This window comes from Haloarcula sp. JP-Z28, assembly GCF_011440255.1.
Classification (GTDB): domain Archaea; phylum Halobacteriota; class Halobacteria; order Halobacteriales; family Haloarculaceae; genus Haloarcula; species Haloarcula marismortui.
Genome location: NZ_JAAOHT010000006.1, coordinates 80,066 through 95,983 on the forward strand (window position 1 = coordinate 80,066; position 15,918 = coordinate 95,983).

The following is a 15,918-nucleotide window of genomic DNA, read 5'->3' on the forward strand; positions in this document are numbered from 1 at the left end:
CAAGAACTTCTAAGTAGATACCACGGTCTCGTCATAGTATGGCTACAGGTCGAAACGGGGATTTAGATTCATGGGTCCCATCTCTCATCGGGACGCTCCCCGAATCGAAAATCACGATGGCTCTAACTCGGTGTGGTCTTCAGACCGAGAGAACGCACGAGATCTCTTCTCTCTACACGGACGAACTCGATTGGACCTCAGTAAAAGAGATCTGGTACGACGAACGAGTCGCGAACAGGAGTAGTCGAAACAGTTCGAAATCCCTGCTCATTGCGATTCGAGCACGGCTTCAGTCAGCTGGTGAAGGGCTTCCATCGGTCCCGCTGCTTCCAGAGATCTTGGACCAATGTCGAAACGAACGCGATCAGGCACAGGTCCTCTTCCTCTATCTCGTCAACCACGACGGGCTGGCTCGTTATGTCGTCCACGAGTACCTTCGCCGACTGATGAAACAAGGGCCCTCCGCACTCGACTTCGAGACGGATACTGTTCTCAACATCCTCGACGAGTTCCGCGACAAGGCTGGCGAACCGCTAGAGTACTCGGAATCAACACAGAAACGGTGGGTACAGGGACTCAGGTCTGCCCTTCGTGATATTGGTGTGCTCGAAGGGAAAACCGAGACATCTGGTCAACCGCCGAAGGTTGGTGATGTACCTCTCCAGGTCGCGGCCTACTACTCTTGGGCACAGAACGGCGACGAATGGCTCACGAAGCCGATCGGCTGGCTCTACCTGTTCCAGTCCGAGGAGTACTGGGAACCCCAGAGTAAGCGTCTGGCTGGATATGAGGGCTGGACACACCACGAAGCCCGGAGTCGCGTCTGGTTCGAGCCCGTCGACGACTTCTACACGATGCTCGCGGAGGGGTCGGCATGACGCCCATGGAGGACCTCTTCGAGAAGCAGGACGCAACCTTCGAGGAGTCGATCCGCATCGACCGGAAGTTCGAAGAAGACGAAGACAGAGCCGCTCATCGCGATCAGCTCTACCGCCACTACCTCGACACCTACCACATCACAGATGCCTCAGAGAACTTCCTCCGTGACTTCTTTACTCGAATTCACGGCCACGACGAGGAGATGCGGAAGGGGGCCAATCACTGGCTCTACGGGTACTACGGCAGCGGGAAGAGTCACCTGCTGACCGTCCTCAACCTCCTCACCGCATCTGCAGACCTCGAAGAGGAAGACAGAGAGGAAGTCTGGAATCGGCTAGATTCAGATAGCGCCTACAGCGGCCTCTTCGATACCTGGTCCTCGGTGCTCGACGAGTACCGTCTCGTCCCCCTCCCAATCAACCTCCTGAAGTACCAGAGCGTCCGGGAACAAAGCTTCAGTGAGATTATCCTCCAAGCAGTCTATCAGGCACGAGGCCTCTCAAACCGACTCGACGTCGCATTCTTCGAGGAGTGGTACCAGAATCAGGGAACGTGGGATCAGCGTGACGAACTCACGAAAGAGGTCCTCAAAAACGAAGGCGTTCCAAACGCGGATCAGTACTCGTGGGACGATGTCCAGCAGTACCGAACCCTCTCTGATCTCGTCTTGGAGGAGCTCGTCGAACGAGAGACAGGAACTGCAGATGGGTTGGCAGACATCCAACGCCAGGATATCGGACAGCGGATGGCTGTCGAAGCCGTCGAGTCGTATCGGCAAGACCTCGAGGCAGAGTCTGAGAAGCCGGTAAAGATCGTCCTCCTCGTCGACGAAGTGACGCTCTTCATCGGTGGGGACTACCAGCGTCTCTCGGAACTCAACGCACTCGCAGAGAGTATCGATACGATCGGCGAGGGGAACATCCAGATGGTCGCGACGGCGCAGTCCCAAATCGAGGACGTCCGACCAGGACTTGCCGCGAAGCAACTCGACTTCGGGATTCTCAAAGACCGGTTCCCCCACCAGTACCACCTGCCAAGTCATCACGTCGGGGAAATCGTTCAGCGTCGCCTCCTCGAGAAGACCGAAGAGGGAGCAGACTGGGTTGAGTCAGAAGCACTAACGGCGCGGGTACATCCGACATCTACGTTCGTCTACTCAGAGGTCGGGCAAAACACGGAGCCACCTCTCAATCGAGTCAAGGAAAAGGAGTTCGTGCAGTTCTACCCGCTCCTGCCCTACCAGCCGGCGCTCTTCCTGGAGATACTCTCGAACCTTCGGAACGAGTTGGCCGACTCGACGAAGTCGATCTTCTCAGGGACAGCGAGAGCGATTCTCGCCATCGTCGCCGGACTCCGAGACCGATGGATGCGCGACGAAAGCAAAGACGAGCTGTCCCTCATCAGCCTCGTCGACTTCTATGACCTGATTCGGTACGAGCTCGAGGACATCATCCCCAACGAGATCGAGGTCTTGGAGGAGATCGAAGCCGACGAAGACACGACTGGCTTCGACCTCAAGGTCGCAAAAGCGGTCTTACTCCTCTCGTACGTGCCGGACTCAGTCCCACAGAACGACGCCAACATCGCGGTTGCGGTGATGGACGACCTCAACGGGCAGCCGCGGACGACCGTCCGAAACCAAGTCCAGAATTCACTAGAGAACCTTGACAAATACATCAGGCCGAACACGGCCGAGGACGGTCCTCTCCTTCGAATCACGGATCGTGAGGAGCGAGATATCATCGAAGAGGCACGCAAGAACCGCAAGAACCCAGATTGGGACGAGATTATCACCGCTCTCGACAATGAACTCTGGGCGGACATCAGCCCTCGTCTGAATCTCCCAACGTCGGTTCCCTACGGTGGGGACGGCGACAACTACCCCATCTCGTACAACTTCTCCATCGACGGGCAACCACTGGAAGAGGAAGACGAGCACGAGAGTGCGCTCGAAGCCACAGTGGTTATCCGGGGCGTGCGACCTGATGTCGACTCTAAGAAAGTCAACGAGGGAACGATCTACTGGTCGGTCAAGGAGGATGGATTGGATGATCTCCGAAGCCAGCTCATCGAGTGGTGGTCGTTCCACGAAGCGACGGCCGAGACGGAAACACCCGATACGATAGCCCGCGACGTCGACGATGCAGCGGACAGGGTGAAAAGTAAGCTCGCGAGCGCGCTCAAAGATGGCTCGTACAAGGTTGAATCTCAGGAACCACGTGGTCTCGAGTCTGCGGTCAAAGAATGCATCAACCGTGCCTACCCCTCGTTCTTCCATCCCGTCATGCTCGAGGTGGACCAAAGCTACCTCTCGGAGCTAAAGCGACTCACCGACGACGAGGAGTACCCGGAGTGGGCACAGAAAATCGATGTTCCAACGCCAGATGCGGAGGTGTCCACGATGGGGACGATTGCGAAAGAGATTCGAGGCGCCGTCGGTCGAACGCTGGTCCACCATGATAACGAGATGGGTCTGCCAGCGCTCTTCGAAAACATCACCGAGGAGACGCCGTTCTACGGAGAGGTCAAACCGGCAGTAACGGCGGTCTTGTGGGGTCTGTGTCGCGCGGGAGAGTTCCGTCCCGTCGCAGAGGACGGAGAGGCTCTCTCCGCGGATGAACTGCTGACGCTCTCTCAGCAGATGGAGATCAAGCTGCGTACGGCACCGTCGTCGACGTCTCTCAAGGAACAGTTCATCGATGCTGGAATCATCGATCCGATTCAAACGGTCGACGAGGGAATCGTTGCCCTCGAAGAGTTGAACGAGTCGGTCAAGAGGCAAGCGCGCACGCTTGCAGAGACGACAGAAGTCAGTACAGAGACGGAATTAGAGAGCGATGCACTCGTCTCTCTGGTTGCGTCATTCAATAATGCGCTCTCTGAACTGGCGGATAGCGCAGAATCTCGCGCCGACGCGATCGCTGCTGACGATACGGACTGGGAAGAGATAATCGATCAAGTGGCGAGTGACGAAGAATGGTTGACCGGGGTTGAGGATCGATGGGACTCCAGAGAATCCTATCTATTACAACTCGACGGGCTACTGCGATTCAGAGAGCTGGAGATTGACTGGCTTAGCCAATCGTTCTACGACGCACTGGACCAGCTGAGCCAACAGCTCGAAAACGAGTCTGGTCGGGAGTGGTGGACGCAGGAGGGTTGGCAGTCCTTCGATCAGTCACTAGATGCCCGGTTGACCGCAATCTCAGCGCTTGAAGAGGATTGGTCGGCTCAAGTGGCAGAGACCAACGCGAAATCACTAGTGACAGAACTCGAGGGACATCAATGGCTGATCCCGCCCCTACAGCTCCCTGAGCACAGCGTTCACGATGGATTCCAATCCGGATATCTCCGCCCACTTCGGCACTTCAGAGATACCCACGAAAGCATCCAAGCCTGTATTAGTGCACTAACAAATCGGGAACCAGGAACTCATGACGAACGCACATTGAAACGAGCGCTCGGGACGGTATCCTCAACGACGGATTGGGACAGCCTCACTGGGGATCGAGTCGACACGTATCGAGAAAAGTACGAGACTGTAGAGCAGTTGGTCGGTGAGACTCGACCCGAGGAAATCGAAGGTGTAGGTGTGCTATTCGGCGATGAATCTGCACTCAAGGGCCAATTTGAACGTCTCGTGAAGTCGAGGAAGCCGACGATCGAACAGATCGATGGAGGTGTGATTATCAAATGACGTCGACGCGAAACCCGCTCAAGAGATTCACCGAGGAATTGGTCGACTTCGCAAGTGGCGAACGGCGGGGAATTCGGAATCCCTTCGTCATGGTGCCAGTCGAACCATCTGTTGAACACCGAGTGACGGAACGGTTGGTTCAGTGGGCAGACCCCGAAACACCAGATACACTGACGAACTGGGCTGGCATCGAGAACCAGGCCGGCAACGAACTCACAGTCGAGTGTGTTCGGCTCGATCACCTGATGCCCGAGACGCGTGTTTTCGAAACCACACTCGATCTCGGGCCTCTTGAGCGGACCACCACGAACGCAGTAACGGAGACACTCGAAACGAGTCTGGCTGACGAACTCATCGGGAAACTCGTCGAAGGACAACTCAAAGGCGAGAACGCGCAGCAGCATATCCTTCTGCTGGTGAACCTCGGAAGCCTCTATCCGTTCACCCGCGCCTCAGAGCTGCTCGATGAGATGGACCGCCGAAACGTGAACACTACAATCGGAATCCCATTCCCGGGTTCGATTAGAGGCGGGAAATTGAGCTTCTTCAACGAGGACGCACGCCACTACTACCCGGCCCACCGAATTGACGAGAAAATCACTGAGGTGTATCTCGATGACTGATACGACACTTGAATCACTGTTTGCTCGCTCGCCGACGCGAGAACTCGAAGAAGTACAGAAAGTCAACGAAGTCGGCCAAGCCGAACGCGACATCGACGAGTTCTACGAGACTGATAGCGCTCGAAAGGTACTCACAGAACTCGGTGAAGTCGTCAACAGTACAGGATCACAGCCACGCTTCCGGTATGTCCATGCCACCTTCGGATCCGGGAAAACGCACCTTCTGAAGCTGATCGGAATCGCGACCGGCGAGATCGAGGGGCTCGAAACGGTCGCTCCGAAGCTGTCGAGCCAATTCTCTGGGTTCAAGGAATTCAGAGATCGACTCAATTCGTCCCACATCGATCACCTGGTCCCCCTGTTCATGAACCTCCTTGACCGGGACAAGGTTCGTGACTCGACGCTCTCGCTCCTGATCTACGAGGAGCTGGGGAATCAACTCAACTACCCGACTGATCCACTCTGGTTACTCGAGTGGGCGTGGACCCTGGAGATCGAGCATGGGCTCTGGGAAGCCGTACGCTCTGTAGAACACGATGGAATGTCGATAGAGGAAGCAGCACAAGACAAGGCTGCGCTCCGACCATGGCTCTATGAAGCACTTCCCAAGATGGACGAGACTGACGGCACGCCCTATGCAACGAAAGATGGCGTCAGGGAATCAATCGAGCAAGCCACGGGACGGATCAGTACTGAGGCGTTCACACCCGATGAACTCGTAGAACGGCTGGACCGAACGAAGCGCTACCTACAGGAATCAGGCGAAACGTACGAGTTCCTCATCGGGCTCGATGAAGTTGCCATTTACGTCGGTGACCAGCAACACCGCTATCGAGAGTTCCTGGAGACGGTCGACACACTCATCGCCGACATTAATCCCCCAATTTTGGGAACAGGACAGTGGTCGCTGCGGGACATGCAGCAGGATTTCATGGGAGAGGTCGATCCTGAGGCGTGGTACACGAACGAAATTCCGCTCCGGGGTGCCGATACCGAGATCATAGTCAGAAAGCGGTGGCTCCGAAAGTCAGATTCCGGGGCGAACACGGTACACGACCTGCTCGAACGGGCTCCTGACTTCGAGTTAGAACTTGCCGACGCTTCAGAATACACCGACGTCGGTGAGCCCGTAGAGGCGTATCCCTTCCGTGAACACGACCTCTGGTTGCTCCGCGAGGTCATGCAGAGTCTCAAGAAAGAAGACTTGGAAGTGGACAGAGAGTATGTTCAGGGACGAGCGCTGCTGATTCTCGTTCGTTCTCTCTTCACCAGCTTTGATTGGTCCCAGAAAGAGCCTGGAGCGGTCGTTGCGTGGGATGAAATCTATGACTTGATTGAGCGCGAAACAACGGACATTCCGGGGTGGGCAAAGGACCAGATCCAGAAAGTCGAGAACACGACTGACGAGATGGGGGTGAGTGTCGCAAAAGTTCTCTATCTCCTTGGCCAGGTCGACGCCGTCCCAACAACGAAGGAGAATATCACACGGCTTCTGGTTCGCTCAGTAGATACTGACATCGATCAGCTCGAAAGCGATGTTGAGGAAGCCCTCAAAGCGCTGATGGAGGACAACTTCGTTCGAACCGACGAGAGTGTCCAACCGCAGACGTATAGAATCCTGTCGAAGGAGATTGTCGAGTTCTGGGATCAGATTCACCGGGAGGCAGCAGGGCTTCCTCAACATCAAGTCCGGTACAATATTGAGGACCTTCTTCGGGAGGCGGATCGTGGTCGGTTGACCGCGGATGATTCACTCCGAACGCGGAATATCGATGGGATCTCCGACGCCCCGTATACGTTCCGCTACACTGTATTAGACCAAGTCGACTCATCACCGGAACCTCGTTTCGATGGTGTAGTTGCCAGGGTACTAGCGGCTGACCCGGATACAATAGAAGAGTCACGAACAAGATGGCAGGAGGCGAACGCTGGTGACCAAGGCGTTGAAGACGTCCTTATCGTTATTGAGCTTTCAGAGGGCCTTCGCGAGAGTATTCGGCATCTGATTGCGTTGGATAAGTTATTGGAGCCGGGGGCTAGCGCAGAACTCCGTATCGAGCAACAACAGGAGGAGGAGACCGTCGAAGACGAGATCGAGGAACTCCTCTATGGAGCGAAGCTCTATACGCCGGACCATAACACGACACGAGGGACGTATCTAAGCAACATCGATAGTGTGCTCGCTGATGCTGTCAGAGAGAAATTCGAGAACAGGAAAACACTCGATACACGGCTGCAGGAGGTTGACGACGCTCGGACCCTCTTCGAGTTCTTCAACGGGAATGGTACGTGGCCGTTCTCAAGCGACGACGCAGAAATGCTCGGGGTCAAGACAGTTCCGAGAGAGATTAGTGACGGGTGGGCTGAAGAGTTCCTCAACGATTACGCTGGAGAGGAATTAGTGAGTGGAGAGACTGTCCTCGAAGAAATCGCTGGTCGGCGGGGGAAATATCTCGGGACGCCACGCGAGGCACTGGCGGCGCTTCTGATCACGCTTGCCGCAGCAAACAAAATCGAGATCAGACGTGATGGGGTCCGTATCGAAGACCCGGGCGAAATCGGTCGCGTGATGCGACGTCTCTCCGATATCCGTGACATCGATATTGGATTCGATCCCGTGGACATTGAGGGAAGTAGCAATCTAAAAGCGGTCTATCAGTCTCTCCGAGGATTCGCTCCGCAAGGGAACGATCCGACCGCTTGGCTCTCCAATCTGGCATCATGGGCAGAAAAGAATAGTTCGGATATTCGAAACATCTGTGCTCGTGTGGATCTCGAGTTTGACGAAGAAATCACGCTGGATGCACTCCGTGACGCGTTAGAACCAGGGATGGCAGGTGGCGAACTTGACGATGCAGTACTGACTGAATCGCCAGTACCAACGCAGGCAGAGTGGTTCCACAAAGCTGAACCATTATTCGAGGGCGAGGAGCCGCTCTGGGATGAGTTCAACAGTACACTCGAGACGATGCGATCACTGTACCCAGATGCTGCGATTACCTACAAGATGGAGGACGCCGTCGATGGGTCACGCATACCTTCCAAGGAGAGTCTCACTAAGCTCCAGACAGAGGCTCAGGACTTCCGTACCTCCCAGATTAGTGAGCTCTACCACCTTCTCACGGGAACTACACCCGAGGGGGATTCGATCTCGGAGCTCTGTTCAGCGGTCGAACAAGCGTTACTGGATCAAGACATAATCGTGGAAATCGATACCGTCACCGAGACGATTTCAGGAGTGCATTTTGAGTCGCTCAGAGAACTCGATGAGATCGCTGCCTCCGCGGATGACATCTCCGAATCCGATATCGCATCCGGGAACGCAGTCAGCGAAGCTAGCCAGCTTGAGGAGGCACGGGGACTACTTGAGGATCAACCAGATGGTCCACTCTACAATCAGCTCGAATCTCGGTACGAGGAACTCAGCTCAGAACATTCTGAGGCGTTCATCACGAAGCAGGTGAAGCGTGCGCTAAGTGGACCAGACCTCGTCACACCGTCTCGCGCAGAAGCGTTGGTGAAACAGGCCGATGCAAAGCTCCAGTCAACGGACGATGATGACGACGATGATGAAGACGATGATGACCAAGATGACGACGGGCCATCTGTCGACGAGCTCTGGGCAGATGTGACCGAACCAGGTGACGGCACTATTGTGGTTATCGATACAGAGGAGGGAGACCGATGAAATCGCAACCGACGACGACACTCGAAGACCAGGCGAAAGCTCATCTAGAAGATGAATTTCCTGACGACTACGCGACAGCTGTTCGAGTCGTCTGGTGGGACGACGGAGGACATCTCCGAGAGGTCATCCGTGCTGCTGCAGACCGGATCGGCGTGGGGTTCTCGGAGGCAGAACGGTTTCCTCTCGAACTGAGAAGAAACGCAATCGACGAACCGGAGACTCCCCACGTCTGGTACATCCCGCAAGCGAAGGAGAATCGTGACTGGTTCAGAGACATCCGTGAAACTGGCGGTGAAATCGAACTCACGATCGAACAGCTGACTGCCGAGCTGTATGAGGTCAATCCCTGGGATATCTATGATGTTGAGCGAGGGACGGAGTCTGACCGCGAAACTGCGGCGAATGTAATCAAAACTCAGTTCGCAAGCGGTGGAATTCCACGCTACGGGGACCTGATCGGTGAGATAATCACAAAGGGAGAGGGCCAGATTTTAGAGCACCTCCTCGAAGGTGGATGGCCAGAAATTGACAAGGATGATGAGACGATTGCCCGAGTGCAAAAGTCGCTTAAAGACAGGCACGTCGCTCCCGCAGACAATGCTGAAACACCAGAAGAGATCGAGGACGTCGTCTGGAAGTGGGCCGTTGCTCGCTGGCTCGTCGCCGAGGGAATGGATGTCGACGCCTTCCCCGAGGGATATGGAAACGTGGGGAGCACCCTTGGCGATATCAATCCACTCAAACGGATTGTCGATTCCCGACAGAGCAAGCGGTTGGCAGAGCGCTATCTGAGCGAGAGCTACTGGGGGGACGTAATCGAATCATCCGACGATGCGTGGGAGCTCGCGGCCTGTCCGGTTGATGGGGCCCTTGATGCCGCTCTGTGGAATGCTTGGCTCGAATCATTAGAAGAGGGGAAGTACACGGAGTGTGTCGAAAGGGCGAACGAACGGCAAGAAGCTCTTGGGGTGTATCCGGACGATATTCCCTGGACGACGCTCTGGGAACAAGCCGAACAGGTAGCCGAGTTGGAATTGCGGTTTGCAGCCTGGGAAGAGCGGTCCCAGTCGTTCGACCCCTTCGACCAGTATGCCGATCAAGAAGACGGAACTTGGAAGATCGACTATGGGGTGTTGGAACTCGAGATCACAGGTGAACCCGAGCAAGAGAGACTCCTCAACTCTCACCCGGCGACGGAGTCGCTCCCCGAGATTCGCGCCGAGCTCTTAGAGACGCGGTATATGAACTATCTTGAGGAGATGAGCGAGGCAGTAGTCAGTTCGTTCAGTACTGGATCACCTCTGGCGGGGAAAGACGCTACCTACGAGTGGTGGACTGACAACGAACAGGATCTCGCAACAGGGGAAACAGTCGCCCTGTTTCTGATTGATGCGCTGCGATTAGACCTCGCTCGGGAGCTGGCCAACCGCCTTCGAGAAGACTATTCGATCGCCGAAGAGACCAGAGTTAGCACACTTCCATCAGAGACCAAATTCGGGATGGCTGCACTCACACCAGGGCGAGCCCACAGGTTCCGTGTCAAACTCCGGAACGGGAAGCTCTCTGTCGAACGAGGTGGCCAGCGTCTCGACAACAAAGGAAACCGAGTGAAAGTCCTTGAACGAGAGGGATGGGACGTACCGGACGATCGCGATTCCGGGTGGCAACACCACCAAATCGCCTACTACGACAAGGACATCGACGACATCGGTGAGAATGAACTCGACAATCCAGAGAGTCACTTCACCAGTTACATCGACGAACTCTACGATCTGATTACAGAGAAGCTAGAGAACGAAAACTGGGATCGAATCTACGTCGTGACGGATCACGGATTCGTCCTGCTCCCGAAGGGGACTACGATGGAATCGATTTCTAGCTACGACGGAGATGGAGAGGTCAAATATCGGCGAATCGCTGGAGACGATATCGAGGACGCCGGAACGGGCGTCCGAGTTACGGGTCAGACACCCGGAACAGAATATCTGAAAACGTCAGTTCGATTGCTTGCCAACCCCCGACAGTACAACAGCAAAAGCGGACTTACCGACGCCCGCTATTACCACGGTGGGATCCTTCCGCAGGAATGTATGCTGAACTTCCTCCGAATCGAGAAAGAATAGCACACGGCAAGATAATCCGCTCGTGAACTTGATTAATAAGCGCAGATGAGTACTGTGTACGCAGATGGGCCACGTCTACTACCACCATCCCGGTGACAAGCAATTCTCTCTTGACTTCGTACATCCGGACCCTGTCGAAATCGTCTCACAGATCGTCGATTACGATGACGACGTCGCAGTGAAGGTCCAGGCATACGATATCGACGAAGAATTCTACGTCATCTATACGTCCCGCGTCGGCGGCAGGCCAGTTCGTGAGATCGATTTCAACCTGAGTGAGTCACTCGCGAAGATGAGCGAGGACAACAGCACCATCGTCGTTCGGCTGCTCGAGATCTACCGCGCCCTCATCGCTCAGAACGAGGAGGAAGAAGGCGTTCCTGTCGAGGCATACAAGAAAATCGACGTCGAGGCTCTGCCGGACGTGCTTGATCGGACGTCGTGGGAGGGCTCAGCAACAGCCGTTGCAGGCCGACTCGCCTCGAACCTGATTCTGAAACACGCACTTCCGAACGCCAACCACCGGACGGCTGTCGCACTGATTCAATTCTACCTCCGGCGTCTGAATCCGAACTTCTCCATGCCGGAAACGTCTATAGAAGTCGATTCAGAGACGTACGACTGGCGGGAGTGGGTTAATGAGTACATCAACGAATCGAAGCGGCTGTTGACCGTTCGACGGAAGAACATCCTCTTCAAGCACCTGTACCGCTTTGGCGCGAGAACACTTGAGCGGAAACACGCGGTCGAAATCGACTTGACCGCATACGAGCTGGATATGTACCCGAGTGAGGCGAAGATCGTCTATGCGGAGCAGCACGAAGAACTCTGGATTGAGTTCGTCAAGGAGGCCGTCGAACGGGCAGGATATCCAGAGCTGAAGGAAACGCCAGGGCTATCGAAGGCAGAGTTCGCTGAAAAGATTCGGAACCTCGAATAAGTGCCGCTGTTAGTCTTGGAGCGTGGCGACTGTTCGGCCCGTTTCCTCGGCCTCTTGGCTGCGCGACATATTGTACGTCGCGAGCGCTTCGTCAACCGCCTCATCAAGACTCATTGGTCAATCTAATCTTGGCTCTTCTACCGTATAAACGCTTGCATGGCTCCAGACAAGTATCAAACAGTCTCAGTTCACCTCGGTCAGTGCTGAGTGCGCAGATGTTCTTCTCTACTCTGAAGAATCCGTTGCCGTCGAACAATTTGTCCCCGAACAAAGTCCAACCATGTTCGAAGACATTGTGTAGAGGATATCTGAATTTGCGGTAAGACTACTCGACAACGCTGGCTTCCGAACGCTGTTCTTGACCAATCAGTGCGGCTAGGTCCGCTTTCGTGAGTGGGTCGATGTTAACGCGATCCCCTTCGGCGGTATAGAAGATACCTGCAGTCACGTCTCGGCCAGGGAACCACTCATTCAGCACGTGATAGTACACGCTGAGTTGCTTCCGATACTCATCCTCGGCGTGTCGCCCGAGGTCGGTTTTGAAGTCGATAATCTCGACGGTATCGGGACGAAGGTGAACGAGGTCGACGATTCCTGAGATGGTGACCTGCTCTCCGTCGACAGCGAGTGGCAGATACGCATCCTCCTCAACTCGCAGCTCACCATCGAGCGAGTCTATGAACGACTTGATGTGACGCTCGTCGTCGTTCGAGGGTTCGACGTCCGCCTCCAGTACGTACCGCTCAGCGAATTCATGGGTCTGCGTTCCGAACGCGGTCCCTCTTCCGTCGTCGACATCCTCGAACACATCGTCGCGCATGAGCGTGTGCGGCGAGTGTCCGACCGGGCCGTCCGGCGTCGGCACGGAAATCTGCAAGTGTGCCTGCGTCGTCTCGTCGAGATCGTCTTCCTGAACGTTGGGTTCCAGCTCCTCGAGGACGACCGGGAGCTCTTCAATGAACGTGTTCGGGCTCTCGCCTGCAGCGAACACGAGATGGCTCTCAGCCCGCGTCATCGCGACGTAGAGCAAGCGTCGCTCTTCGTCGTATCCACGCGGCAGACACTTCCGGAGGACGTCAGTCCGCCAGTTGTCGTGAATATGTGGATACCCGTGATCATCGGCGTAGAGCTTTCGCTGGCGTAGTCCAATCGGATCGTCGAACGTGATCGCGTTACTGTTCCCGCCTGACGGTGGGAAGCAATGGGAGTTCATGTTCGCGAGCACGACAATGGGATGCTCGAGTCCCTTGGCCGCGTGGATGGTCTGGACCGTCACCGAATTCATACCGGCGCTCGCGTGGACCTCGTGGGTGCTTCCGTCCTCGATGCCGCGTTCGATGAATCGGATGAGGTCACCTCGTGTCAATGTCGTCGCGCTGTGGACGGACTGAATCGTCGTCAGCAGCACGTCAGCGTAGGCTCCGTCGTAGTCGTACTGGGAGAACACACGCTGGGCAACCCCACCGACCGTCTCCAGTGACGCAAGCTCTGACTTGAACGCCTGCATGTTGGTGGGGTACTCCTCGCTATCGAGGACGTGTTTGACCTCGTCGAGCGTGTAGCCAGCTTCCTCAAGCACGACTGCCCATCCCCGCTCCGCGTCGGATTCGAGGATTCGCAGCCACGCCACGAGAAGCTTTGCCGGGTCAGACCGGAACAACTCGATGCCTCCTTCATATGCCATCGGCAACCCATACGCCTCGGAGACAGAGAGGAGTTCTCGGCCGAAGTCACGAGTCCGGGTGAGGACGGCGATGTCACCGTACTTTGGCAGACGAAGTTCCCCATCCTCCTCGACCTGATACGCATCGTTCCCGACGATCTCCTGAATCTTGGTCAGAACGGCTTCGTGTTCGTCTTCGTGCTGAATCGCCTCTATCTGAGAGTTCTCGTGCGATGCGTTCGATGAGAGTGACACAATTCTATCTCGCACGGCCGTCTCGTCGACGTCGTCTGTGCTCGCCGCAGGCGTCACTAGGCTGTGCTCGGAGAAGTCAAGAATGTCCTGCGTCGACCGGTAGTTCTCGACGAGTTCGATATCGATGATCGGGCGGGTCGCCCACGACACTCGCTCGTGGTCCTCATTGAGTTCGTCGACGAACCGATCCAGCCGGGATTCGAACTCAGTGATGTTCTCGACGGCAGCATACTGGAACGAGTAGATGCTCTGTTTCCAGTCGCCAACGACACAGACGTTGTTCGTGTTCGCGAGCAGGAGAGCGAGTTTGAACTGGATCTCGCTAGAGTCCTGGAACTCGTCGATCATTACGTACTCGAACGCGACATCGTCGCGAAGTCGATGGTCGTCACAGAGCAGGACGAACGCGAACAACTGGAGGAAGCTGAAGTTGAGGTAGTTCCGACTGAGTGCGAACTCAAGGTACTCGTGGTAGACGTCGTGAACGAAGTTCTTGAGGTCCTCTCGCTGTTCGTCAAACACCAGCCGTGCGACGCCATCAGGAACCTGCTTCTCACCCCATCCGCCACGGATCTCGTCCTCCTCGGGCGCGTCTGGGAGATAGCACTTGTCGTCTCCGTAGCCGCCGAGTTTCGAGCGAAGCTTCGACTGCTTGTTCCCGTCGTTTCGGGGCTGGTTCAGCTCGTCAAAGATCTCGCGGAACGTCTCGAAATCACCATCCAAATACCGCTCGCCGTTGCGATACCAACCATCAGCCGTCGGGAAGACACCTTTCGCCGCCAGCTGATTGATTAACCCGAGGAGTTCGACTGGTTCCTCGATAGCGCGGAAGAAGTCGTCGTACTCGGAGTGGTCGTCGCTGAACCGACGGATGAACTCGCGGAACTGCGCCTTCTCGACGTTTTCGTCTTCGAGGACACGTGTGGACCCAGTGATGCGGTCGTCGATGCCGAGGAGCGTCGGTGCCTCGAAGCCGTGCTCCATGAGGATGTCGTGACAGAGGCTGTGGAACGTCTGGATCGGTGCGTCCGAGAGTTCACGCATCCCGTAGTCACAGTGGGCGACGATTCGGTCCTTCATCTCCGTCGCCGCGTTGTTGGTGAACGTCACGAGGAGGACGTCTTCAGGTTCGACGTCGTCTTGGTCGACGATTTCGGCGTAGCGTCGGGTGACGGTGAACGTCTTTCCAGTCCCTGCGCCGGCGTCGACGACGTGGATGCCCCGTTTGCTGTCGATCAGGTCTTGCTGTTGGTCGTTTGGTGCAGTCATCGCGACTCACCCTCCAGGATGCAATCGCGGTTGTCCACGTACCGATAGTTTGGATCGCCACCGAGTCCCTGAACTGGGAAGCGCTCGTCACCCGCACGGCGAGTGTTCAGTTCCGAAAGGCGCTCTCGAACGAACTGCTCGAATGCGTCCACGTCGCCGGTGAAGTAGTTCTGGTTGCGGATCCGTAGCAAGTGTCGCAGTGCCTGCTTACAGCCCTTTTTCACATACTTGTAATCCCCGACATCAGCGATCAGTCGCTCGGTGAGTGCGTCGCCGAATTCCGAGTCGATGAGTTCGTCGCTGTCGCTGGTGTCCGGGAACTCGTACGCATCCAACACGGCCCGATAGATTTCGTACGTCGACTTCGAGAAGGTCTTGTTACAGTCGTTCGCGGCGTCTTCCTGCAGTTCGGTGAAGACAGCTTGGCTCGCGATGTATTCCTCGAAGATGACTGGATAGTAGGTCACCGTAGTGAGGCAGTCTTCGAGAGAACCATCCCCAGTCACCACATCGTCAAGCGTTTCGAGGAAGTGGAAGAACGTGAATCGCAGTTCCTCATCCGGGCGCTCAGTCCGCTGGTGAGCGAGATACAGCAACGCCTGGAAGTTTGGTTTGTCGCTCGGTGGATCAAGCGCCGAATGCTTTACAATTGAGGTACGTGTTTAGCCCCAATGAATTTCGCCACTGTCTCGTAGCAGGCGACCAATCGGGGGTATATGCACCCTCAGCAAGGGCTAATTGAACTTCTTCAGGGATGGTCTCCGCTCGGAGACCATCCCGG

The 15,918-nt window shown here is 55.8% G+C and carries 7 protein-coding genes and 1 pseudogene; 6 read left to right on the plus strand and 2 right to left on the minus strand.

The window, feature by feature from the left end:
- Window positions 1-38: 38 nt before the first annotated feature.
- From G9463_RS04920 to G9463_RS04945, 6 genes are all read left to right on the plus strand, one after another.
- On the plus strand, window positions 39-878 hold the full coding sequence (locus G9463_RS04920; RefSeq protein WP_205254225.1) for a BrxA family protein: 840 nt from the start codon (window positions 39-41) through the stop codon (window positions 876-878).
- On the plus strand, window positions 875-4,576 hold the full coding sequence (locus G9463_RS04925; protein WP_165896131.1) for a hypothetical protein: 3,702 nt from the start codon (window positions 875-877) through the stop codon (window positions 4,574-4,576). The genes G9463_RS04920 and G9463_RS04925 overlap by 4 nt, the downstream gene beginning before the upstream one ends.
- Complete coding sequence (locus G9463_RS04930) at window positions 4,573-5,199, plus strand: BREX protein BrxB domain-containing protein (protein WP_006093017.1); 627 nt, start codon at window positions 4,573-4,575, stop codon at window positions 5,197-5,199. The genes G9463_RS04925 and G9463_RS04930 overlap by 4 nt, the downstream gene beginning before the upstream one ends.
- Window positions 5,192-8,887, plus strand: coding sequence for a hypothetical protein (locus G9463_RS04935; RefSeq protein ID WP_165896132.1), 3,696 nt, complete (start codon window positions 5,192-5,194; stop codon window positions 8,885-8,887). Before G9463_RS04930 ends, G9463_RS04935 begins: the two co-directional genes overlap by 8 nt.
- Complete coding sequence (gene pglZ, locus G9463_RS04940; protein ID WP_165896133.1) at window positions 8,884-11,010, plus strand: BREX-5 system phosphatase PglZ; 2,127 nt, start codon at window positions 8,884-8,886, stop codon at window positions 11,008-11,010. Before G9463_RS04935 ends, pglZ begins: the two co-directional genes overlap by 4 nt.
- Before the next feature lie 64 nt (window positions 11,011-11,074).
- A complete protein-coding gene (locus tag G9463_RS04945) occupies window positions 11,075-11,950 on the plus strand; it encodes a hypothetical protein (protein ID WP_165896134.1) in 876 nt (291 codons plus the stop codon).
- A 325-nt stretch (window positions 11,951-12,275) separates the two neighbouring features.
- Here G9463_RS04945 and G9463_RS04950 read toward each other — a convergent pair whose 3' ends face one another.
- Both G9463_RS04950 and G9463_RS04955 read right to left on the minus strand, forming a co-directional pair.
- Window positions 12,276-15,137: an exodeoxyribonuclease V subunit beta gene (locus tag G9463_RS04950; RefSeq protein ID WP_165896135.1), complete on the minus strand. Its 2,862-nt coding sequence runs from the start codon at window positions 15,135-15,137 to the stop codon at window positions 12,276-12,278.
- A pseudogene (locus G9463_RS04955) lies at window positions 15,134-15,790 on the minus strand (hypothetical protein); the annotation flags it as partial. The pseudogene G9463_RS04955 and the gene G9463_RS04950, both read right to left, overlap by 4 nt.
- Window positions 15,791-15,918: the final 128 nt, after the last annotated feature.

What these genes read in the sequence shown, in the direction of transcription:
- G9463_RS04920 (WP_205254225.1), top strand. Translation starts at nt 39, where the DNA reads ATGGCTACAGGTCGAAACGGGGATTTAGATTCATGGGTCCCATCTCTC.
- G9463_RS04925 (WP_165896131.1), top strand. Translation starts at nt 875, where the DNA reads ATGACGCCCATGGAGGACCTCTTCGAGAAGCAGGACGCAACCTTCGAG.
- G9463_RS04930 (WP_006093017.1), top strand. Translation starts at nt 4,573, where the DNA reads ATGACGTCGACGCGAAACCCGCTCAAGAGATTCACCGAGGAATTGGTC.
- G9463_RS04935 (WP_165896132.1), top strand. Translation starts at nt 5,192, where the DNA reads ATGACTGATACGACACTTGAATCACTGTTTGCTCGCTCGCCGACGCGA.
- pglZ (WP_165896133.1), top strand. Translation starts at nt 8,884, where the DNA reads ATGAAATCGCAACCGACGACGACACTCGAAGACCAGGCGAAAGCTCAT.
- G9463_RS04945 (WP_165896134.1), top strand. Translation starts at nt 11,075, where the DNA reads ATGGGCCACGTCTACTACCACCATCCCGGTGACAAGCAATTCTCTCTT.
- G9463_RS04950 (WP_165896135.1), bottom strand. Translation starts at nt 15,137, where the DNA reads ATGACTGCACCAAACGACCAACAGCAAGACCTGATCGACAGCAAACGG.